Consider the following 22,739-nt stretch of genomic DNA (forward strand, 5'->3'; position numbering starts at 1 on the left):
TTTAATGTTTTTAAACACTACATTGACATTGTATAAAATGATTGCCACGCTGTCTACAATAAAGTGTCAGAAAACTGAAATCGCTTTATTCTTTTTTTAAAAATAATAATGTTAATATACAAAAATAAAAAAATAAGCTGTGAATTCACAACTTATTCGTAACTACTCAGCTATACATTTCATTTAGAAGTTTGGTAAGGGTTATGATTCCAACGAAAATACGCCCTTTATTACCTATAGAACGTTTTTTTCATTTTTCAGCATATAGACTGCTGTCATGACGATAAAAATGGCAATGCACCTTGCTACCTTTCTTTGTCTTAAAACTTCGCTCGTGGCAGGAAAAGGCCCTAACCGCTCCTATACATAGCCAGTCCCTCCCAGACCATTTAAAAAAATGCTTTTCCGCTCTTCTTTTCATAGAGTAACTGAGTAGTTATACTTATTTTTCAACCATATCTTTAATTGGAGCAAACGTTTTCCGGTGCTCATCTAACACACCATAAGTTTCAATCGCTTGTAAATGTTGTTTTGTTCCATAACCCATATGTTGTTCAAATCCATACTGCGGATACCGTTTTCCAAGTTCCTTCATCATGCGATCTCTCGTTACTTTCGCAATCACAGATGCAGCTGAAATCGAAATACTTTTCGCATCTCCCTTAATAATAGATGTTTGCGGGATAGAAGCCTTAAGTTCCATTGCATCAATTAGTAAATGCTCTGGTTTACATGATAAATTACTTATAGCCTCTAACATCGCTCGTTTCGTTGCTTCGTAAATGTTTATCTCATCAATTACATGAGGCGGAATAATCCCAACCCCAATCGCTAGCGCCTCCTCTTTAATTCCATCATAAAACCGCTCACGCTTGGCCTCACTCAATTTTTTCGAGTCATTCAAACCAGGCATATAGAAATCTTCTGGGAGCACAACAGCAGCCGCAACAACAGGCCCTGCTAACGGTCCTCTTCCAACTTCATCAATACCAACGATAGATACAATCCCCTTTTGACGAAGTGCACTCTCATATGTTGACATCTCAGTGAATTTTTGTCTTTCTTTTTCTTTATCACCTTGCTGTTTTTTCCATTTTAAAATAAGTCTCTGCACACCTTTTCGTTCGTCTGTTAATAACATACTAAAACGCTCGTCGTCTTCTCGTTCAATTTCTTGCAATAAAGCTTCGATTTCTTGAATTGTTTGTTTTTTAGACATACATAGTTCCTCCTGCAAGTAAGAAAAGGCGCGCAATAGCGTGCCTTTTCTCTCCCATTTAACGATAGTAGCCTTATCTTTGCATTCAGAAAAATGAAAGACGCTAGGCTAAAATAACTGCCCGTAAAATTCATCGAGTTACATGAGCGAAATAGAAGTTTCGCTCTATGCTTCTTCCATTATCTCTTCTGGTGTCTCAAATGTCATTTTCCCAAGTTTACCAGCGCGAAGTTCACGAAGAACAAGTTCTGATGTTTTATCATAATCAACAAGTCCTCCGCCCATTAAACAGCCTCTATTTTTTCCAATCGCATCAAATAACTCTACAATATCTTCTGGAATTTCATTTAACTTATAACGCTCTTTCAAACGTTCTGGATACTGTTTCTCCATAAAGCGAAGTGCATACACAGCCACATCTTGCAAATTTAATATGGCATCTTTAATCGCTCCAGTCGTTGCAAGACGAAGCCCAACCATTTCATCCTCAAATTTTGGCCATAAAATACCAGGTGTATCTAATAGTTCCATTTCTTTTCCTACTTTAATCCATTGTTGTGCTGTTGTTACACCTGGACGATCACCCGTTTTAGCAATATTTTTCTTCGCTAATTTATTAATTAATGTTGATTTTCCAACGTTCGGAATACCAACAATTAAAGCACGAATTGCTCTTGGTTTAATGCCTTTTGCAATCATTTTATCAAATTTTTCTTTCACAAGTTCTTTACAAGCCGCTGTAATTTCTTTCATACCTTGTCCAGCTTGTGCATTAATAGAGATTGCTTTATGGCCTTTTTCTCCAAAATAAGCAATCCATTCTTTTGTTACACGATCATCCGCCATATCCGCTTTATTTAAAACAACAAGTCTTGGCTTGTGCGTAATAATTTCATCAATCATTGGATTTCGTGATGATAATGGCAACCTTGCATCAACAAGTTCAATTACCACATCGATTAATTTTAATTTCTCTGTTACTTGGCGCCTTGCTTTAGCCATATGACCAGGAAACCATTGAATTACCATACTTCCACCTTCTTTTCTACATTCATTTTACAATACGTGCATCTTTTAACGGCCAATACAATATATTAGCTTTCCCAATTACTTGGTCTATTGAAATCGTTCCAATTGTACGACTATCCTTACTAAAACGTCGATTATCTCCTAATACAAATAACTCTCCTTTTGGAACTGTTGTCTTCCCTGTAATTTCTTCAAGCTTAAAATCATACGTTAATGGACCATCAGCAAGCTGCTTTTTCTGCTTATCTAAATACGGCTCCTCATACGGTTTTCCGTTAATATAGAGTGTGTCGTTTCGATATTCTATCTGATCACCCGGCAGACCAATAATACGTTTAATGTAATCTTTATCTTCTGTCGCTTGAAACACAATGATATCAAAACGTTTTGGTTCTCCGATGTGATAACCTATTTTATTGACAATCATACGATCACGATCATGAAGAGTCGGTGACATAGATACACCATCTACAAGAATCGGTGCAAAGAAAAACTGTCTAATAATCCAAGCTAAGACAACAGCAATCAAAATAGCTTTTGTCCATTCCCAAAGCGTACTTTTTTGTTTCGTCATGCGATTCCCCTCCACGGTTATGTAAGCTGTTTAATGTATGTAAGTAAAAACACAGCTAGATTGGAAAAAGGGAGCTTGCAAATACAAGCTCCCATACATGTCTTATCGAATTTCTTTAATACGTGCTTTTTTACCGCGAAGGTTGCGTAAGTAGTATAACTTAGCACGACGTACTTTACCACGGCGAAGTACTTCGATTTTCGCGATTCTTGGCGTGTGAACTGGGAATGTACGTTCAACACCTACACCGTAAGAAATCTTACGAACTGTGAATGTTTCGCTAATTCCGCCACCACGACGTTTAATTACAACACCTTCAAAAATCTGAATTCTCTCACGAGTACCCTCTACTACTTTTACGTGTACGCGTAAAGTGTCACCAGGACGGAATGAAGGTAAATCAGTTTTTAATTGATTTTTTGTAATTTCTGCGATTAATTGTTGCATATTCAATTCTCTCCTTCCAAACAGATGCTCATGCAAAGTCATTTCATAAATTGCAGCGGAACACCGTTGTTAACGGCTACTCTCTATAAGTAGCACAAGTGTTATAATAGCATATTGCTCAGTTTGTTGCAATAGCATTTTTTTACTTCTCTTCTTTAAATTCTGCTAACCATTTTCCCTCTTGTTTAGATAAACTACGTTCCTCTAATAAATCAGGGCGACGCATAAAGGTTCGGCGCAGTGATTCTTTATGACGCCATTCTTCAATATATTTATGATTTCCAGACAGAAGTATATCCGGTACTTTCATTCCACGAAAATCCGCCGGTCTTGTATAATGCGGATGCTCTAGTAAGCCTGTACTAAATGAATCTTCTATTTGTGATTGTTGATTCCCTAAAACATCAGGTAATAAGCGGACAACGCTATCTGTAATAACCATAGATGCCAACTCTCCGCCTGTTAATACATAATCACCTATTGAAATTTCATCGGTTACAAGATGCTCACGAACACGCTCATCATACCCTTCATAATGGCCACAAATGAAAATTATATGTTCTTCTTCAGCTAATTCTTCAGCTTTCTTTTGTGTAAAACGCTCTCCTTGCGGGCACATTAACACAACACGTGGTTTACGCTCTGTTTCCTTCGTTAACTCTTCTACAGCATCAAAAATAGGCTGTGGTGTTAATACCATTCCAGCTCCCCCGCCATACGGGTAATCATCCACACTATTATGTTTATTAGTTGAATAATCTCGAAAATTAACAACTCTTAGCTGCACTGCTTCTTTTTCTTGTGCTTTTTTTAATATAGAAGAACCAAAGACACCTGTAAACATTTCCGGAAACAATGTTAAAATATCAATTTTCATTACAGTAATCCTTCCATCACGTGAATGGTCACAAGCTTTTCATTGATGTTTACTTGTAAGACAACTTCCTCAATATATGGGATTAAAACATCTTGGCCTTTTGGCTGTTTGATGACCCAAACATCGTTTGCGCCAGGAGAAAGAACTTCTTTAATTGTACCAATTGTCTCTCCGTCTTCTGTTACAACAGTACAACCAATAATTTCGTGATAATAATACTCTCCTTCAGCCAATTCTCCAAGCTGATCTTCTGGGACTTTTACTAAAGAACCTTTCAGTTGTTCTACTTCATTTACATTGTTATAGCCTTCGAATGTCAGTAAATCAAAAGACTTATGCTGACGATGAGAAGTAATCTTTACAGCTAATGGCTCAGTAGCTTTCTCTTGCCATATGTATAATGTGTTTCCTACTTTATAACGCTCTTCTGGAAAATCTGTACGTGAAATTACACGCACTTCTCCTCTAACACCGTGAGTATTTACAATTTTCCCTACATTAAACCATTTCGTCATAAACAGCACGTCACCCCTGTTCGTTATATGTCGTTAGCATCTCCATTCTCTTTGCTGAAGATGCGATTTATCTTAAAATGTTAAAAAAGGGTGAGGAACAGATCCTCGCCCTTTTTGTACTTATTGAATTTCCAGCGTGACTTTTTCATTTTGATGATGTCCCGCTGCATATAAAATCGTTCGAATTGCTCTTGCAACTCGCCCTTGTTTCCCAATGACTTTACCCACATCCTCAGGATGTACGGTTAATCGATACTTCATCTCTCCGTTGTACAGTTCCTTTGTAACCTTTACATCTTCAGGATGATCCACAAGGGGTTTAACAATTATTTCGATTAACCCTGACATAGCCATTGTTTCAATTACTTACCTTGTTTAGCTAAATGGAATTTCTCCATGATGCCTTGTTTAGAGAAAAGGTTACGAACTGTATCAGATGGTTTCGCACCGTTTCCTAACCATTTTAATGCTGCTTCTTCGTTGATTTTAACTTCAGCTGGCACAGCAACTGGATTGTAAGTTCCGATTTCCTCGATGAAACGTCCGTCACGAGGAGAACGAGAATCTGCAACAACTACACGATAGAAAGGAGATTTTTTAGCTCCCATACGTTTTAAACGAATTTTAACTGCCATTTATAAAGCACCTCCGAATATATTTCACACAGATAATAATATTAGCAAAAAGAGTGGGCCTTTGTAAAGTATTTTTTCTTAACAGAGCCATCTTTTTTTCCTTACATAAATGGAAACTTCAAACCACCTAGTCCTTTTTTCTTACCTTTTTGCATACCAGACATCGTTTTCATCATCTTTTTCATATCTTCAAATTGCTTCAAAAGACGATTGATCTCTTGTACAGTTGTACCGCTACCTTTAGCAATACGTTTCTTACGACTAGCGTTAATCATTTCCGGTTGTTCACGCTCTAATTTCGTCATTGAGCGAATAATCGCTTCAATGTGTCCAATTTGCTTTTCATCAACTTGGACATTTTTTAATCCTTTAATTTTCCCAGCACCAGGAAGCATATTTAATAGCTCATCAAGCGGTCCTAATTGACGCACTTGTCCTAGTTGCTCTAAAAAATCATCTAACGTAAAGGAAAGTGTGCGCATTTTTTGCTCAAGTTCTCTTGCTTTTTCTTCATCAACTGTCGCCTGCGCCTTTTCAATTAACGTCAGAACATCACCCATACCTAAAATACGCGATGCCATGCGTTCTGGATGAAATGCCTCTAGTGCATCTAATTTCTCACCCATACCAGCAAATTTAATCGGTGTGTTTGTAACAGCTTTAATAGATAGCGCTGCACCTCCGCGCGTATCACCATCTAATTTCGTTAATACAACACCTGTTAAACCAAGCTGTTCATGGAAACTTTGCGCAACGTTAACCGCATCTTGTCCTGTCATTGCATCAACAACAAGGAAAATCTCGTCCGGTTTCGCTACTTCTTTCACTTGTGCTAATTCATCCATAAGCTCTTCATCAATATGCAGACGACCTGCTGTATCAATAAGAACATAATCATGATGATCTTCTTTCGCTTTTGCAATTGCTTGCTTGGCGATTTCAACAGGACTTACTTTGTCTCCTAAAGAGAAAACTGGCATATCTAATTGCTTACCGAGTGTTTCAAGCTGTTTAATTGCCGCTGGACGATAAATGTCAGCTGCAACAAGCATCGGTTTCCGATTATGCTTTTTACGAAGTAAATTCGCAAGTTTACCTGTTGTCGTCGTTTTACCCGCACCTTGCAACCCAACCATCATAATAACGGTTGGCGGACGGTTAGAGACAGCAATTTTACTCTGTTCTCCACCCATTAATTCAGTAAGTTCTTCCTGTACTACTTTAATAACTTGCTGTCCAGGCGTTAAACTTCTCATTACATCTTGTCCGACAGCACGTTCAGACACACGCTTTACAAAATCTTTTACTACTTTAAAGTTAACGTCTGCTTCTAAAAGAGCAAGACGAACTTCTCTCATCATTTCTTTTACGTCAGCTTCGGATACTTTCCCTTTGCCGCGAATCTTTTGCATTGTCTGTTGAAGTCGGTCGGCTAATCCTTCAAATGCCATATTGCCGCCCTCCTAATCTAAATTTTCGATAGCTTCAACAACTTGTTTTACTTGTTCATCTACATGCTCTTCTTCGCTGATTAGCTGCTTTAACTTTGCAACAAGTTGCTGCCTTTCTTGAAACTTTTGAAGTAATAATAACTTTTCTTCATATTCTTCAAGCATCGCTTCTGTCCGTTTAATGTTATCATACACTGCTTGGCGACTTACTTCAAATTCTTCTGCAATTTCACCAAGCGATAGATCATCAAGATAGTAAAGTGACATATAACTTCTTTGTTTTGGCGTTAACAACGATTGATAAAAATCATACAAATAATTCATTCTCGTTGTTTTTTCGAGCATGTTGAATCACCCTTTGTTAAGTGAATTACCTTTACATCGATTAGTTTACATGTAGAATAAAGGTGTGTCAAGTTTTTTTCTTAACATCTTAATTTAAATTCAAAAAGAAGAAGCGGTACACACCGCTCCTTCTTTTTCTACATATGTTTTAAACTCTTGCACGTGGCAGGAGAAGACCCTGATCACTTCTATACACAGCCGGATGCTCTCGAAAAGGATTTTTGTGTTAGTTTTTAATTTGTATTTATATAGATAAAAACTATCACGAATCAAACCTTCACTTTATCCCGCATTAACGGGCAGTAAGCCCCCTCAAGATGTAGAGAAAAGCGAAGAAGATAAGCAGGGGCTAACTGTCCGTAAAAGCCCGATTCGTGGGGCTGACCATTAGTGGGGGATGAAGACCCCCCCACTTCACTTTATTCTGCTTCTGTTTCTACAAGGTCCCCAAATAATCCATATACATATTGTTCTGGATCAAATGCTTGCAAGTCATCCATTTGTTCTCCCAGACCAACAAATTTCACCGGTACATCCATCTCATTACGAATTGCTAATACAATTCCACCTTTAGCAGTTCCATCCAATTTCGTTAAGACAATGCCCGTTACATTTGTCGCCTCGCGGAATGTCTTCGCTTGGCTTAAACCATTTTGCCCTGTTGTTGCATCAATAACAAGCAATACTTCATGAGGAGCTCCAGGAACTTCACGTTCGATTACACGTTTTACTTTCTCTAACTCTTTCATTAAGTTGATTTTATTTTGCAAGCGACCTGCCGTATCACATAACAAAACATCAACTTTTCGCGATTTTGCAGCCTGAATTGCATCGTACATAACAGCCGCTGGGTCAGAACCTGATCCTTGTTTAATTACATCTACACCAACACGTTCTCCCCACACTTCTAGCTGCTCGATTGCACCAGCACGGAATGTGTCGCCAGCTGCTAATAATACAGATTTGCCGTCTGATTTGAGTTTATGTGCCATTTTTCCAATCGTTGTTGTTTTTCCAACACCGTTTACCCCAACAAATAAAATAACTGTCAATGCATTATCTTGTACATTTAATTCATTATTAAAATTACCGTTACCTTTATAAATCTCAATTAATTTTTCAGAGATAACAGCTTGTACTTCTCTTGGGTCTTGAATATTACGACGTTTCACTTCATCTCTTAATTGGTCAATTAACTCCATTACTGTGGACACACCCACATCCGCACCAATTAAAATTTCCTCTAACTCTTCGAAGAACTCTTCGTCAACTTTACGATAACGATATACTAAATCATTTACTTTTTCTGTAAAAGAGTTTCTCGTTTTCTCTAAACCTTGTTTAAACTTCTCTGTTACCGTATCTGTTTGCTTCGAAATTTTTTCTTTTAATTTTTTAAAAAAACTCATTCTTTCCCATCCTTCCTATTTGCTCGTAACAAGCTCTTCCCCATCATCTAAACGAACGGAAACAAGCTTAGACACACCAGATTCTTGCATCGTTACACCATATAATACATCAGATTCTTCCATCGTACCCTTTCGGTGTGTAATAACAATAAACTGCGTTTCATTACTAAATCTTTTCAAATACTGTGCAAAACGAGCAACGTTTGCTTCATCTAGTGCAGCTTCCACCTCATCTAGCACACAAAACGGTACAGGACGAACTTTTAAAATACCAAATAGCAACGCAATAGCTGTTAATGCTCGTTCTCCCCCAGAAAGAAGACCTAAATTTTGTAACTTTTTTCCTGGCGGCTGTGCAACAATATCAATTCCTGTATTTAATAAATCGTGCGGATTTGTCATAACCAAGTCTGCACGCCCACCGCCAAATAATTCACTAAATACGAACTGGAATTCTGTACGAATTGCTTGGAACGTATACGAAAAACGTTTTTTCATTTCTTCATCCATCTCATCAATTACTTGATGAAGTGTTGTTTTCGCCTCTTGCAAATCATCACGCTGCTCTAATAAGAACGTATGGCGCTCAGATACTCGCTCAAATTCATCAATAGCGCCTATATTCACTGTACCGAGTTCTTCAATGGATAGTTTAATTAATTTCACTTTTTTACGAGCTTCCTCGCTAGACATTGTCATCGTATATTTTTGTTTCGCAGCTTCAAAAGAAATGGTATACGTTTCTCGTAAGTGTTGCAAGCGATTTTCTAACTCCACGTCTAAACGATTTATTTTCACTTCTTGATCCTTTAATACATCAAGCAAATATTTATGCCTACGCTTCGCTTCTTTTACTTCTAAATCTAAATGTTCTAGTCGTCCTTGTAAATCAAGACGCTGTTCACGGCGTGAGCTAATTAATTCCACAGTTTGATTTCTATCGTGTGTTTTCTTTTCAATCATACTTGTAATTTGTTCTTCACCGCTAGAATTCGATGTCATTTCTTGTTTTAAGAATGCTAAATCTTCTTTTGTCTTTATAAGATTCTTTTTCGTTTCATCTCGTTCTTTTGTAAGGCGTTCTACTGTTTCTTTTTGGTTCGATAATCGTTGTTGCTTTTCAGCCACTTGTACTTTGAGCTCTGTAATCTTTTTCTGTACTTTTTCCTTTAAAGAATGCTGCTCATTCTTTTGTTTTGTTAACTCTGTAATCGTTATATCAAGTTGCGTAATTTTTTCTTGCAGCTCAGCAAGCGTTTCTTCTATTTCAGTTTTGCGCCCTTGTATCTTCACTTGGTCTTGCAAAAACCCTTCCAGTTCTAAGTCATAGATAGATAAACGCTCATTAATGCGATGTTCTTCTAGCTCTAACTGATTCATTTCTTCTTTGCATTTTTGTTCATCTAAACGCTTTTCATCGACGTTTTGTCGAAGTTCTTTCAATTTTACTTCTTTTTCTTGTATTTCTTGTTTTAATGCTTTCACGTAGTTTTCTAGCTTTTCTGTCTTTTCTTCCATATCTGTCAATTTTTCGTTCCACTCTTCCAATTCCCGTTGACGTCCTAATAAAGAAGAATTTGTTCGCTTCACAGCACCGCCTGTCATTGAACCTCCTGGATTCACAAGATCTCCTTCTAATGTAACAATACGATAACGATACTGTAGCTGCTTTGCTAATTCATTTGCTCCTTTTAAATCATGGGCAACTATGACTGTACCTAATAAATTTGTAATCACATTTCCATATTTATGATCGTACTGTACAAGCTCTGAAGCTATCCCTATAAATGACGAATGCTGGCTTATCATGCGAAGTTGCTCTACATTAAGTGCTCTGCCCTTTATAACACTTTGTGGTAAAAAGGTCGCACGGCCATGGCGATTTTGCTTCAAAAATGTAATTGCTCGGCGTGCATGCTCTTCTGTTTGTACAACCACATGCTGCATTGCTGCTCCAAGTGCAATTTCCATCGCCACTTCATATTTTTTCGGTACAGTAAGAAGCTCTGCAACCGCACCTTCAATACCATGCAACAGGCTGTCGCGCGCCTTTAATACTTCACGGACACCTTGATAAAATCCCGAATAATCTTCTTGCATTTCTTCAAGCATTTCTTTACGGGAACGGGCTTGCTGAACATATTGATATGCTTGATATAGCTTAGTCTCATTTTCACTATATTGATTTTTACATTCGCCAAGCGCAGTCTCCGTTTGCTGCATGCTTGACAACAGATTTGTGATTTGTTCTTTTATACGTTCATATTTTTCAACAAAAGTTGATTTTTGCTGTGCAATTGCTATGCGCATCTGCACATATTTTTCATTTTCTTCGTCAAGACGCTGATTTTTGAAATCTCGCTGTTTAAATTGTTCCTCTAACATAGAAAATTCATTTCGATAGCTTGCTTGTTGATTTAAAAGTTCAATATAGTCACCTTTTAAATGTTCAATTTTCTCATCCAAATTTTGTTCATATGTAGACAACAATTGTTCGCTGTCATGCAACTTCTGTTCTAACTCTTTCACATGACTTGCTAATTTCATGAATTCCTCTGTTCCTTGCATGGCACTTCCTTCATATACAGAAACTTTTTCTGTTAATTCATGAATGAGTGTTTCTAACTGCGCACAATGTGTCGTTGCATTGTGCTTTCTTTCTTTCAGCAGTTCACGTTGCCCCTCTAACTTTTCAAGCTCTTTACTAGAAAGAAGAAGAACTTCTTGTAAAGATTGAACAGACTCATCAATAGCTTGTACATTTGCACGTACTTCTTCTAAATCCGCTTCATTTTTTTGAAGATGCGTCGATAACTGCACTTCTTCATCTTTGTTATATTTAAATTGCTCACGAAGCGCTTCCCATTTTTCATGTAATTCTTCAATTTCATACACAATTAATGCCGCTTCGACTTTTTCTAGTTCATCTTTTTTCTCTAGATAATCTTTCGCAATAGAAGCTTGTCTTCCAAGAGGTTCAACTTGCGCACTTAATTCGTGAATAATATCTTCTACACGATTTAAATTTTCTTGTGTCTCCGCTAGTTTCCCTTCCGCTTTCTTCTTACGAATTTTATATTTCAACACACCAGCTGCTTCTTCAAAAATACTACGGCGGTCTTCTGCTTTACTACTTAGAATTTCTTCCACTTTACCTTGACTGATAATAGAAAACGCTTCACGCCCCATACCTGAGTCCATGAATAAATCAACAATATCTTTTAAACGACAAGACTGTTTATTAATAAGAAATTCACTGTCTCCAGAACGATATACTCGTCTCGTTACGCTTACTTCGTTGTATTCAATTGGTAGACGTTGATCCTCATTATTTAATGTTAATGTTACTTCTGCAATATTTAACGCTTTACGCGTATCGCTTCCGGAAAAGATAATATCTTCCATTTTCGAACCGCGCAGCGACTTTACAGATTGTTCACCAAGTACCCAACGAATTGCGTCTGTAATATTACTTTTCCCGCTTCCATTTGGACCTACCACAGACGTTACACCTGGTACAAAGTCAATCGACACACGTTCCGCAAAAGATTTAAATCCTGCTATCTCTAACCGTTTTAAAAACACGAAAGGCCTTCCCCCTTTATGCACAAGGAATCCCCCTAAGTACAAGGGGGATTCGCTATGATTGCTCTTTTAATTTTTCCAACGCTTCTTGGGCAGCACGCTGTTCTGCCTCTTTCTTAGACTTCCCACTTCCAAGACCTAAAGATTCGCCGTTTAATGTAACGCGCGATACAAATTCTCGATTATGGGCTGGTCCTTTTTCTTGCAGAATTTGATATTCTATATTCCCGCTACCATCACGCTGAATTAACTCTTGTAGTTGACTTTTAAAATCCATCACATGAGAAAAAGCACCTTCATTAATTTTCGGATAAACAACTGTTTTTAAAAATCCCCATACCTTGTCCAAACCTTGGTCCAGGTAAAGTGCGCCAACAAACGCTTCAAAGACATCCGCTAATAACGCTGGACGTTCACGTCCTCCTGTCATTTCCTCTCCCTTTCCTAAAAGGACAAGATCTCCAAATGATAGCTCATTTGCAAAACGAACGAGAGAAGGTTCACATACAATAGCAGCGCGAAGTTTTGTTAATTCGCCCTCACTCATTGTCGGATATTTTTGAAACAAATATTGCGAAACTGTTAGTTCTAATACCGCGTCTCCAAGAAATTCAAGACGCTCGTTATCTTCATGTGGCTTTTTTCGATGCTCATTCACATACGATGAATGCGTAAATGCTTGAATTAACAACTTTTCATTTGTAAATGTAATACCTATTTTCTCTTGAAACTTCTTAAAAGCCTCTCGATATTTAGCTTCATGCTTCTTATCTCTATACTTTCTGTACGGCATAGGTCCCTCCAGGTATATATGCTGAGAAAGCCCCGTATATAAACGGGACTTCATCAAGCATTATAGATGACTCTCTATGTAAGTCACAGCATCGCCAACAGTAGCAATCTTTTCTGCTTCCTCATCAGAAATTTCCATTTCAAACTCATCTTCTAATTGCATTACAAGTTCTACTACATCTAGGGAGTCAGCACCTAAATCTTCTTTAAAGTTTGCAGCTGGTGTTATCTCTGTTTCGTCTACTCCTAAACGATCTACGATGATTTTCGTTACACGCTCTAAAACGTCTGCCATATTCATTCACCTCCTTTAAAAAGTATAGACAAACTGTTACTTTTTTAAATCCATCCGCTCTCCTCAAGACATTATATTTAATATTGTACAGAAAAACGAGATGAAATCAACCTATTTCTATAGTTTCTTCTCTTACATCACCATGCCGCCGTCAACATGAAGTGTTTGCCCAGTAATATAACGACTCGCATCTGATGCTAAAAAGGCAACAGCATTTGAAATATCTTCTGCTTCTCCAAATTTTGCAATTGGAATTAATTTTAACATTTCGTTCTTCACATCTTCCGCCAATACATCTGTCATATCTGTTACTATAAATCCAGGAGCGACCGCATTTACTGTAATATTACGACTTGCCAGCTCTTTTGCTGAAGTTTTTGTTAATCCAATTACACCAGCTTTTGCTGCAACGTAATTTGCTTGTCCTGGATTCCCAGTAACACCGACAACGGAAGCGATATTAATAATGCGCCCATGACGTTGACGCATCATATAACGAGATACAGCCTTTGTACATAAAAAGACACCTTTTAAATTTGTATTAATAACCGCATCCCATTCTTCCTCTTTCATACGCATTAACAAATTATCTCTCGTAATGCCAGCGTTATTGACAAGAATATCAATTTGACCAAATGCATCTACAGTTTGTTTTACCATGTCAGCTACTTCTTCGCTACTAGCAACATTTGCTTTTACTGCGATTGCTTCTGAACCTAAATTTTTAATCTCATCAACAACTTCATTTGCTTTCATTTCGTTTCCTGCATAGTTTACAACTACTTTTGCACCTTGTTTTGCTAAATCTAATGCAATTGCACGGCCGATTCCGCGAGATGCTCCCGTTACTAATGCAACTTTGTCTTTTAATAACATTAGCCTTCTCCTCTCAGTTTTGAAATGGTATCTTTCATCGTTTCCTCATCGTATATTGCATATACTTTCACAGACGGAGCGATTGATTTCATAAGACCAGCTAAAACTTTTCCAGGCCCAATTTCAATAAATGTATCTACACCAAGCTCCACCATACGTTCAATGGATGGGTACCATAATACAGGGGAATAAAGTTGCTCAATTAACTTTTCTTGAATGTCTTCTTTCCGCGTAATGCAATCTGCTGTTACATTTGCAACAACTGGAATTTTTGCATCCTCGATCTTAATTTCATTTAGCACACCTCGAAACTTCTCAGCCGCTGGTTTCATAAGAGATGAATGGAATGGACCACTAACACGCAGTGGGATTGCACGCTTTGCACCGTTTTCTTTCGCTCTTTCTGAAGCTAATTCTACGCCTTGTTTTGTACCAGAAATTACAATTTGCTTTGTGCTATTCATGTTCGCAACTTGAACAGGATAACCTTCATGCGTTACTTCTTCAGTTACCCGCTTTAACATATCAGGATCTGCTCCCATAATTGCTGCCATTGCACCTTCACCACTTGGCACAGCTTCTTCCATGTATTCACCACGTTTTCTTACAGCGTATACACCATCTTCAAATGACATAGCACCTGCTGTTACTAGCGCGCTATACTCACCTAAACTATGTCCTGCAACATAGTCAGGTGTAATATCGTACTGCTCTAACACCTTTAAAATTGCAATACTTGTCGTTAACAATGCCGGCTGCGCATTAGTCGTTAACGTCAATGTTTCTTGAGGACCCTCAAAGATAAGTGATGAAAGAGAATCTTTTAAAATCTCATCAGCCTGATGAAATACTTTTGCAACCTCTTCATAACTTTCCGCTAATTGTTTTCCCATTCCAACTGCTTGTGAACCTTGTCCAGGAAAAAGAAATGCTAGTTTTCCCATTTCAAAACCTCCTCATTATTGAAGCGGTTCCTCCTCCACTACGCTCGTAATAGTAGGAATAACTTCCTTCGCTACCATTTCACGAGTTTGACGAATCGCACTAAAAATCGATTGGTCATTAGAAGAACCATGCGCTTTGATGACAGGAGCTTTCAATCCAAATAAAGCTGCTCCTCCATACTCTGAATAATCCATTTTGTCTTTTAACACCCTAAGTTTTGGTTTTAATACTCTTGCCGCTAGCTTGCTTGTAAATGAACTCGTCAATTGCTCTTTTAGCATAGAGAATAACGAAATTGCAGTCCCCTCTAAGGTTTTAAGAGCAACATTTCCAGTAAATCCGTCACAAACAACCACGTCAGCTACACCTTGTAATAAGTCTCGTGATTCTACATTTCCAACAAAGTTAAGCGGTGCATCTTTTAGCATTGCAAAAACTTGTTTAGAAAGCTCGTTTCCTTTTCCATCCTCAGTTCCAACATTCAAAAGACCTACGCGAGGATTAGAAATTCCTCTTACTTTCTCTGCATATACAGATCCCATTACAGCATACTGGTATAAATGAATTGCTTTCGCATCGACATTCGCACCAACATCTAGCATAACAAAGCCTTTTCCATCTACTGTTGGCATCGTAGGAGAAAGAGCTGGACGCTCAATTCCTTCTATACGTCCTACTACAAATAATCCAGCTGCCATAAGAGCCCCTGTATTCCCAGCTGAAATACAAGCATCAGCGGCACCTTCTTTTACTTGTTGCGCAGCAAGTACCATAGAAGCTTGTTTTTTACGGCGCACTGCTCGTACTGGCTCATCTGTTCCTTCAATTACTTCCTCTGTGTGCAGCACCGTAATACGCTCTTCATTTGTTAAATACTTACGAATTTCGTCTTCTTTTCCAACTAACGTAATATGTAAATCTGAATATTCTTTAATTGCTTTCATTGCTCCAAGCACGACAGATTTTGGCGCATGATCGCCGCCCATTGCATCTATTGCGATTCTCATAAGTTACTACCTTCCTCACTATAATTACTAGATCGATACATTTCAAAAGTGCCTGTAAATACAAGTTCGTCTCCAACAAAACTACGCACTTTGACAACCGTCCGTCCTTTATCATTCTCTACATCTTCAACACGTGCTTTCGCAACAACACGCTCTCCTAATTTTACAGGACGAATATATCGAATGATAGACTTTGCAGTTAAAGCTAATTCTTCATCAATAACCGCAACAGCTAATGAGTTTGCTTGTGCAAATAAATGATGCCCACGGGCAATTTGATTACGTTTAAAGACATGTTCTTCTTTCACTTCAAAAATAGAAATCGCATGTCTATCTAATTCTATATCAATAATTTCTCCTACCACTTCATCAAGCGGTAAAGATTTTACATCTTCTTCATGTTGTTTCGTTGCCACATGTTTAATTCGTTCTCGTAATTCTGGAATCGAAAGTTCCATTCGATCGAGACGAATTGTTTGAATACTCACTTGAAATTGTTCAGCTAATTCTTCATCCGTAATAAACGGATTTACATCTATCGTTTGTTGTAACAACTCTTGTCTTTCTTTTTTCCTTCTCTTTTTCATTCCGCACCATCCATTTTTATGACTAGGTACTAACAGTAGTATATAAGCATTAAATACAGAATGCAACATTTTTTTACGTATTGCGCTTTAATCTAGCTTTTCTCCTTGAAAAACCCCTGATTTCTCTAAATAACTACGCAGCATTTCATACTGTTCGCTTTGCCAAAACGCAGTCGAATCAACAAGTAGTGCAGCATCTTGCCTTGCTGTTTCTAACGCTCGATAATCATGTACCATATCAGCTAATTTAAATTCAGGTAAACCACTTTGCTTGCTTCCAAAGAAATCCCCAGGACCACGCAATTCTAAATCTTTTTCTGATAGGACAAATCCATCATTTGTCTCTGTCATAATACGCATGCGTTCTTTTCCTGTTTCCGATTTCGGATCAGCAATTAAAATACAATAAGATTGTTCACTTCCACGCCCCACACGACCACGAAGTTGGTGAAGTTGTGATAACCCAAAACGTTCTGCATCATAAATAACCATCGTTGTTGCATTCGGTACGTTCACACCAACTTCTACAACCGTTGTCGAAATGAGAATTTGCACTTTATTTTCGCTAAATTGATGCATTACTTCATCTTTCTCCTGAGAAGAAAGGCGGCCATGCATAAGACCAACTTGAAATTTCCCTTGATAATGATGAGTCAACATACTATGTAAATCAATCGCATTTTGCACATCCAGTTTCTCTGATTCTTCAATTAATGGACAAATGACATACGCTTGTCGTCCTTTTTTTACTTCTTTCTCTACAAATCCAAGAACACGTTCAAACATATCATGTTTCGCCCAGTATGTTTCAATGACTTTACGACCTGCCGGCATCTCATCAATAATTGATACATCCATTTCACCAAACGCAGTAATTGCTAATGTACGAGGAATTGGTGTTGCTGTCATAAATAAAACATCAGGATTTTCACCTTTTTCCCTCAATACACGACGCTGTGCTACACCGAAGCGATGTTGTTCATCCGTAATTACAAGCCCCAGCCGGTGAAATATGACTTCATTTTGAATTAAAGCATGAGTTCCAACGAGAATATCAATTTCTCCTTGTTCTAGTCTAGCTAATATCTCACGGCGACGCGCTCCCTTTACAGAGCTTGTTAATAATTCAATGTTCATATTAAAATGGGAAAATATAGATACTAACGATTGATAATGCTGCTCTGCTAAAATTTCTGTTGGTACCATTAATGCCCCTTGATATCCAGCTAATTTCGCAGCATACAAAGCAATTGCAGCCACTACCGTTTTCCCAGAACCTACATCACCTTGTAGTAAACGATTCATTCGATACGGGGACCGTAAATCTTTCATAATTTCTGTAACCACACGCTGCTGCGCATTCGTTAACGGAAAAGGAAGAGCTCCTATAAACTCTTCTAATCGTTCAAGAGATACATCTTTTTTTGTCCCCTTTGAACTTTCCCGCTCCATTTTGCGAAGTGCCTGCATCTTCAATTGGAATAAAAAAAACTCTTCATATACAAAGCGGCGACGCGCCTGTTTCATAGCTTCTTGTCCACTAGGAAAATGCAAGGCATGTAGTGCTTCATAACGAGATAATAACTTGTAACGCAACAACAACCCTTCTGGCAACACTTCTTTCACAAAAGAACCATACTCTTTAAACGCCCCTGCAATAAAGCGACGCATTTGTTTCACCGTCAATTTCCCTTTAACTGAATATACTGGTTCTACTTCTTGTTGACGAACAACCGGCCCAAAGTGAAGTTCAGATACTGAAATCGTTTGACGATGTTGATCCCATTTCCCAGATATCGTTATCGTTTCATCAATATTTAACTTCTGTTTATAGTAGGGGCGGTTAAAGCATACAGCTGTAATTAAATAACGCCCAACGAGAACACGTACAGTAAGACGAGATTTATTTTTTCCATAATATTGCAAAAGAGGCGCACTATGTACTTTCCCTTCCACAGTTACCCGTTCTTCATGTTTAACTTCAGCCAAATCCTTCATCGCATAGTCTTCATAACGATACGGAAAATGCTCTAGTAAATCAGAAACCGTAAAAATCCCCATCTCATTTAGTAATACAGCTGTTTCCTCTCCAATCCCCTTCACATCCGTAATTGGAATTTGCACAACTTTATCCAAGATCTTCACGCTCCGTCAAATCTTATTCCTAACCTTTCATGTATACAGGTTATATCTCAACAATAGATTACATATTTCCGTTTTCACGTTGAATATGCAATCACTCCCTCTCTATTCTACCATAGCATCAAGAAAGCATAGTAGTCATTTCACCTTTCCCTAGTCGCATATATATATTCGTTTTAATTTTCCGACATATAAGTCCTGTTACGCAAAATACACCATGATCGCTATTTGCTTTCTCCTTTTGTTTTAACCTTGCATGTGACAAAAAACTATGCGCGGGCAGTTAGCCCAATTGGTTCACCTAACCGTAAGCCAGGGATGAAAAATACCTTACTGATGAAGGTTTCACTTCATTTTCAAAAAGAAAGAGAGCCCCACCACATCTGCTAGCAAGGCCCTCTCATCATTTATATTAGTTCATCTCATTATAGCGTAAGTACATTTTAAACAAAAATAAAACGTTATTCTACAGAAAAAATGAAAGAATATAAAGGTTGATTTCCATTATGAACTTCCACTTCTACATCTTCAAATGTTTCTTCTACAAATGTTACTAATGCATCTACTTCTTCTTCCGATGCATCTTCACCCTGTAAAATTGTTAAAATTTCTGCATCTTCATCAAGCATATTTTCTAACAGTTTTTTCGCAGCTGTAATTTTCTCTACATCTGTCGATACAATTTTCCCATCTGCAATACACATGAAGTCATCTTTATTAATTGTTACACCATCAATTTCTGTATCACGAACCGCATATGTGATTTGACCTGTTTTCACATGAGCAAGAGCTTCGTTCATATGCGCTTCGTTTTCTTCAAGGGTTCCTGCTGGATTGAAAGCAAGCATCGCTGCCATACCTTGTGGAACTGTTTTTGAACGAACAACAATTACTTTTGGGCCCACTACAGAAGCTGCTTGCTCTGCAGCCATTACAATATTACCATTGTTCGGTAATATAATAACTTTTTCTGCATTCACTTCTTCAATAGCTTTTACAATATCTTCTGTACTTGGATTCATCGTTTGACCGCCTTCAATAACTACTGTCGCACCGATGCTTTCAAACAATTCTTTAATACCAGAACCCATTGCCACCGTTACAATTCCATAAGGCTGTTTTTCTGCAGGTTGTTTTACTTCTACATGCATCGCTGCAGGCTCATCTAATAAAGCAGTATGTTGTTCACGCATATTCTCTACTTTAATTTTGATTAAGCTTCCATAACGTTGCCCGTAGTTCATCGCATCTCCAGGATGCTCTGCATGAATATGAACTTTTACGATTTCATCATCAGATACAACAAGCAATGAATCACCGTACACACTAATCTCTTCACGGAATTTTTGCTCAGAGAAATTATGTTCTTTCATCTTCTCTTCGTCTAACTTAACCATGAATTCTGTGCAGTAGCCGTATTTAATATCTTCTGTACTCAATTGGCTTTGTACACTACGGTGATGTTCTGCACGTACCATTTCGTTCATAGATGGTTGTGTTGGCTCATTAGAGGCGATTGTTTCACCTTTTAAATCCGCTAGAAATCCTTCATAAACGACAACAAGACCTTTCCCACCGCTATCTACAACACCAACTTGTTTTAATACAGGTAATAAATCTGGTGTACGATTTAATGATGCATTCGCTTCTTTCACAACTTCTTCCATAAACAAAACAAAGTCGCGCTGTTTTTTCGCAACTGTAACTGCATGTTTACTCGTTTCTCTTGCAACTGTTAAAATCGTTCCTTCAATCGGCTTCATAACTGCTTTATATGCCGTTTCTACGCCCGCTTCTAACGCATCAGCAAAATCAATTGTTGTTAATTCTTCTTTTTGTTCAATGGATTTCGAAAAACCACGGAACAACTGAGATAAAATAACACCTGAGTTACCACGCGCTCCCATTAATAATCCTTTAGCTAAACTTACTCCGACTTTACCAGCGTGTTGTGAAGGTTTTCCTTTCACCTCGCGCGCGCCTGAAGTCATCGATAAGTTCATGTTTGTACCGGTATCGCCATCTGGAACTGGAAAAACGTTTAAAGCATCAACAAGTTGAACATTGTTTGTTAAATTATTTGCTCCTTGTATGATCATTTGTGACAAACGTTTTCCATCAATTTTTTGAATTGACACAGTTCTTCCTCCTTAATGCACATTACAAGTTTATTACTTTAACTCCCTGTACGTAGATGTTTACAGAATCTACTGCTAGTCCTACCGTTTGATCTAGTGTATACTTCACTTTCGTTTGGACGTTATGTGCTACCTCTGAAATTTTTGTACCATAGCTCACGATAATATACATATCAATATGTACTTCATCTTCGTCTTTACGAACAATAACGCCTCTAGTGAAGTTTTCTTTTCGTAAAATTTCTGTCAACCCATCTTTTAATTGGTTTTTAGAAGCCATACCGACGATGCCGTAACAGTCTACTGCAGCGCCTCCAGCAATTGTTGCAATTACATCTGTACTAATATCAATTTGACCGTACTTTGTCTTAATTTCAATTGACATCTCGTTTCCCCCTTCTGAAATGGTGAAAGTGAGCTAGACTACTTTATTTACTATAATATAATCTTTTTAAAGAAAATTCCATTGTTCTTTCTTTTCGCTCTCACATTTATAAAATAAAATAGCACTTTTTTCTAGTGAGCAAAATAGTCCATTTTTATTATACAACACTTACCGCTACAATATGTCAAGTGATTTTTCTTGATTTCCGCTTTTGTTTCCCTACATATAGTGTCAAGTAATTTTTCTTGATTTCTTTTTTATACACTGTTGCATTCTCTTTTTAGTTGTGTTAAATTATAGTAGTGTTTTTAGCATCGCATAAAAGACTAACATTGAAAATTACGTAGGTTACGGTAGTTAAGGGAGGGAAATATAGATGGCTCGTGTTTGTGCTATTACTGGAAGAAAAGCTCGTTCTGGTAACTCTCGTTCTCACGCAATGAACGCTACAAAACGTAAATGGGGCGCTAACCTTCAAAAAGTTCGCGTACGCATTGACGGTAAAGTTCAACGTGTTTACGTTTCTGCTAGAGCATTAAAATCTGGCAAAATCGAACGTGTTTAATAATAAAAAAGAGAGCCAATTGGCTCTTTTTTTATTATACTCATGAAAAAAGCACCGCTAATAGGTGCTTTTTATCCTTTTTTAAAGGTATTCAATACCGCGCGAACAATTCCACCAAGAAATTTCGGTAACTTAATTGTATAAAATCTCATGGTTTCCCTCCTAATCCCCATTACTCCACTTGTTTACTATAGACGCCGCATTAAAAGTATTTCTTCAATCAGTGCTTCTTATCACCATTAATATGCCAGAAGTAAATGAAAAAGTACCTTTTTCCGCAACGAGTTCATTACTTATACAAAGTGTCGATCCCCATTTTATCGTTTTATCAATAAGGGGATATTTAAAACCATGGAGTGTGATTCCCGTTACTATTTCTGTCACTGGAACAAAGGATATGTAAGGAAATAATGAATTTTCTTCAATTGTATATGTACCTAATTCTCTAACTGAAATTTCATTTTTATAATCTACAATGCTTATATTGGTATTGGATTGTAAACCTTTTATTAGCATTTGAATGTTTGCTAAACTATGATCCAACCTTCCACCTGTTGCACCAAAAATACGAATTTGTGCTGGTTGTTGCTTTAAAGCCCAGTTAATCGCAATCTCTAAATCAGTTTCATCCTTTTCTTTCGGTACAATATGCAGATCATGCTTCTGCTTTTGCATCCATACTAGTTCCTCTTTTGTAACAGAGTCATAATCACCAAACGCTACTTCTGGCATGATTCCAAATTGCAACAAATGGTATACTCCGCGATCAACAGCTGCCCATACAACCTCTTCACTCTCATATTTAGAAAAATCTGCCCAGCACTCTACTGGACCCCCAGCTAAAATATGAATAATCACGTTCTCTCTCCTCCTATAGAAAAAAGGCAATCTGCTAATAGCTAGATTACCTTTTCTTTTGAT

Annotated in this window: 24 protein-coding genes; 1 reads left to right on the forward strand and 23 read right to left on the reverse strand. The window is 37.7% G+C overall.

What is annotated here, in order from left to right; all coding sequences use genetic code 11:
• Positions 1 to 442: 442 nt before the first annotated feature.
• From MR076_RS08160 to MR076_RS08260, 21 genes are all read right to left on the reverse strand, one after another.
• Positions 443 to 1,219, reverse strand: a complete 777-nt coding sequence (locus MR076_RS08160) for a ribonuclease HII (RefSeq protein ID WP_242219514.1) — start codon at positions 1,217 to 1,219, stop codon at positions 443 to 445.
• Between the two features lie 165 nt (positions 1,220 to 1,384).
• Positions 1,385 to 2,248, reverse strand: a complete 864-nt coding sequence (gene ylqF / locus MR076_RS08165; protein WP_242219516.1) for a ribosome biogenesis GTPase YlqF — start codon at positions 2,246 to 2,248, stop codon at positions 1,385 to 1,387.
• A 22-nt stretch (positions 2,249 to 2,270) separates the two neighbouring features.
• On the reverse strand, positions 2,271 to 2,822 hold the full coding sequence (lepB, locus tag MR076_RS08170) for a signal peptidase I (protein ID WP_242219518.1): 552 nt from the start codon (positions 2,820 to 2,822) through the stop codon (positions 2,271 to 2,273).
• 102 nt (positions 2,823 to 2,924) lie between these two features.
• A complete protein-coding gene (gene rplS / locus MR076_RS08175) occupies positions 2,925 to 3,269 on the reverse strand; it encodes a 50S ribosomal protein L19 (protein ID WP_035428999.1) in 345 nt (114 codons plus the stop codon).
• 142 nt (positions 3,270 to 3,411) lie between these two features.
• Positions 3,412 to 4,146, reverse strand: coding sequence for a tRNA (guanosine(37)-N1)-methyltransferase TrmD (trmD, locus tag MR076_RS08180; RefSeq protein WP_242219520.1), 735 nt, complete (start codon positions 4,144 to 4,146; stop codon positions 3,412 to 3,414).
• The gene (gene rimM, locus MR076_RS08185; RefSeq protein WP_242219522.1) at positions 4,146 to 4,661 is read right to left on the reverse strand and encodes a ribosome maturation factor RimM; all 516 of its coding nucleotides are present in this window, start codon (positions 4,659 to 4,661) and stop codon (positions 4,146 to 4,148) included. The genes trmD and rimM overlap by 1 nt, the downstream gene beginning before the upstream one ends.
• Positions 4,662 to 4,781: 120 nt before the next feature.
• A complete protein-coding gene (locus MR076_RS08190) occupies positions 4,782 to 5,009 on the reverse strand; it encodes a KH domain-containing protein (RefSeq protein WP_242219524.1) in 228 nt (75 codons plus the stop codon).
• Between the two features lie 14 nt (positions 5,010 to 5,023).
• Positions 5,024 to 5,296, reverse strand: coding sequence for a 30S ribosomal protein S16 (gene rpsP / locus MR076_RS08195; protein ID WP_242219527.1), 273 nt, complete (start codon positions 5,294 to 5,296; stop codon positions 5,024 to 5,026).
• A 101-nt stretch (positions 5,297 to 5,397) separates the two neighbouring features.
• Positions 5,398 to 6,747 carry a signal recognition particle protein gene (gene ffh, locus MR076_RS08200; protein WP_242219528.1) on the reverse strand — a complete coding sequence of 450 codons (1,350 nt, stop codon included), beginning with the start codon at positions 6,745 to 6,747 and terminating at the stop codon, positions 5,398 to 5,400.
• Positions 6,748 to 6,759: 12 nt separating this feature from the next.
• Positions 6,760 to 7,092 carry a putative DNA-binding protein gene (locus MR076_RS08205; RefSeq protein ID WP_098916231.1) on the reverse strand — a complete coding sequence of 111 codons (333 nt, stop codon included), beginning with the start codon at positions 7,090 to 7,092 and terminating at the stop codon, positions 6,760 to 6,762.
• A gap of 419 nt (positions 7,093 to 7,511) precedes the next feature.
• Entirely contained in the window at positions 7,512 to 8,501 is a 990-nt protein-coding gene (ftsY, locus tag MR076_RS08210; RefSeq protein ID WP_242219530.1) for a signal recognition particle-docking protein FtsY, read from the reverse strand.
• A gap of 15 nt (positions 8,502 to 8,516) precedes the next feature.
• A complete protein-coding gene (smc, locus tag MR076_RS08215; RefSeq protein WP_242219532.1) occupies positions 8,517 to 12,086 on the reverse strand; it encodes a chromosome segregation protein SMC in 3,570 nt (1,189 codons plus the stop codon).
• 55 nt (positions 12,087 to 12,141) lie between these two features.
• Positions 12,142 to 12,879: a ribonuclease III gene (rnc, locus tag MR076_RS08220; RefSeq protein ID WP_242219534.1), complete on the reverse strand. Its 738-nt coding sequence runs from the start codon at positions 12,877 to 12,879 to the stop codon at positions 12,142 to 12,144.
• Between the two features lie 60 nt (positions 12,880 to 12,939).
• Positions 12,940 to 13,173 carry an acyl carrier protein gene (acpP, locus tag MR076_RS08225; protein WP_242219536.1) on the reverse strand — a complete coding sequence of 78 codons (234 nt, stop codon included), beginning with the start codon at positions 13,171 to 13,173 and terminating at the stop codon, positions 12,940 to 12,942.
• A gap of 132 nt (positions 13,174 to 13,305) precedes the next feature.
• Complete coding sequence (fabG, locus tag MR076_RS08230; protein ID WP_242219538.1) at positions 13,306 to 14,049, reverse strand: 3-oxoacyl-[acyl-carrier-protein] reductase; 744 nt, start codon at positions 14,047 to 14,049, stop codon at positions 13,306 to 13,308.
• Positions 14,049 to 14,993: an ACP S-malonyltransferase gene (gene fabD, locus MR076_RS08235; RefSeq protein WP_242219540.1), complete on the reverse strand. Its 945-nt coding sequence runs from the start codon at positions 14,991 to 14,993 to the stop codon at positions 14,049 to 14,051. Before fabD ends, fabG begins: the two co-directional genes overlap by 1 nt.
• Positions 14,994 to 15,008: 15 nt before the next feature.
• On the reverse strand, positions 15,009 to 16,001 hold the full coding sequence (gene plsX, locus MR076_RS08240; RefSeq protein WP_242219542.1) for a phosphate acyltransferase PlsX: 993 nt from the start codon (positions 15,999 to 16,001) through the stop codon (positions 15,009 to 15,011).
• The gene (gene fapR / locus MR076_RS08245; RefSeq protein WP_242219544.1) at positions 15,998 to 16,588 is read right to left on the reverse strand and encodes a transcription factor FapR; all 591 of its coding nucleotides are present in this window, start codon (positions 16,586 to 16,588) and stop codon (positions 15,998 to 16,000) included. The genes plsX and fapR overlap by 4 nt, the downstream gene beginning before the upstream one ends.
• 87 nt (positions 16,589 to 16,675) lie before the next feature.
• A complete protein-coding gene (gene recG / locus MR076_RS08250; RefSeq protein WP_242219545.1) occupies positions 16,676 to 18,724 on the reverse strand; it encodes an ATP-dependent DNA helicase RecG in 2,049 nt (682 codons plus the stop codon).
• A gap of 467 nt (positions 18,725 to 19,191) precedes the next feature.
• The gene (locus MR076_RS08255) at positions 19,192 to 20,868 is read right to left on the reverse strand and encodes a DAK2 domain-containing protein (protein WP_242219547.1); all 1,677 of its coding nucleotides are present in this window, start codon (positions 20,866 to 20,868) and stop codon (positions 19,192 to 19,194) included.
• Between the two features lie 22 nt (positions 20,869 to 20,890).
• On the reverse strand, positions 20,891 to 21,253 hold the full coding sequence (locus MR076_RS08260; RefSeq protein ID WP_000021111.1) for an Asp23/Gls24 family envelope stress response protein: 363 nt from the start codon (positions 21,251 to 21,253) through the stop codon (positions 20,891 to 20,893).
• A gap of 376 nt (positions 21,254 to 21,629) precedes the next feature.
• Here MR076_RS08260 and rpmB point away from each other — a divergent pair, with 376 nt between their 5' ends.
• Positions 21,630 to 21,818 (forward strand): 50S ribosomal protein L28, encoded by a 189-nt coding sequence (rpmB, locus tag MR076_RS08265; protein WP_000124776.1) that lies wholly within the window; start codon positions 21,630 to 21,632, stop codon positions 21,816 to 21,818.
• A 71-nt stretch (positions 21,819 to 21,889) separates the two neighbouring features.
• Here rpmB and spoVM read toward each other — a convergent pair whose 3' ends face one another.
• Both spoVM and MR076_RS08275 read right to left on the reverse strand, forming a co-directional pair.
• A complete protein-coding gene (gene spoVM / locus MR076_RS08270) occupies positions 21,890 to 21,970 on the reverse strand; it encodes a stage V sporulation protein SpoVM (protein ID WP_020059192.1) in 81 nt (26 codons plus the stop codon).
• A 64-nt stretch (positions 21,971 to 22,034) separates the two neighbouring features.
• Complete coding sequence (locus MR076_RS08275) at positions 22,035 to 22,676, reverse strand: thiamine diphosphokinase (RefSeq protein WP_242219550.1); 642 nt, start codon at positions 22,674 to 22,676, stop codon at positions 22,035 to 22,037.
• Positions 22,677 to 22,739: the final 63 nt, after the last annotated feature.

It is taken from the genome of Bacillus cereus group sp. BfR-BA-01380, from assembly GCF_022663535.1.
GTDB lineage: Bacteria > Bacillota > Bacilli > Bacillales > Bacillaceae_G > Bacillus_A > Bacillus_A cereus_BB.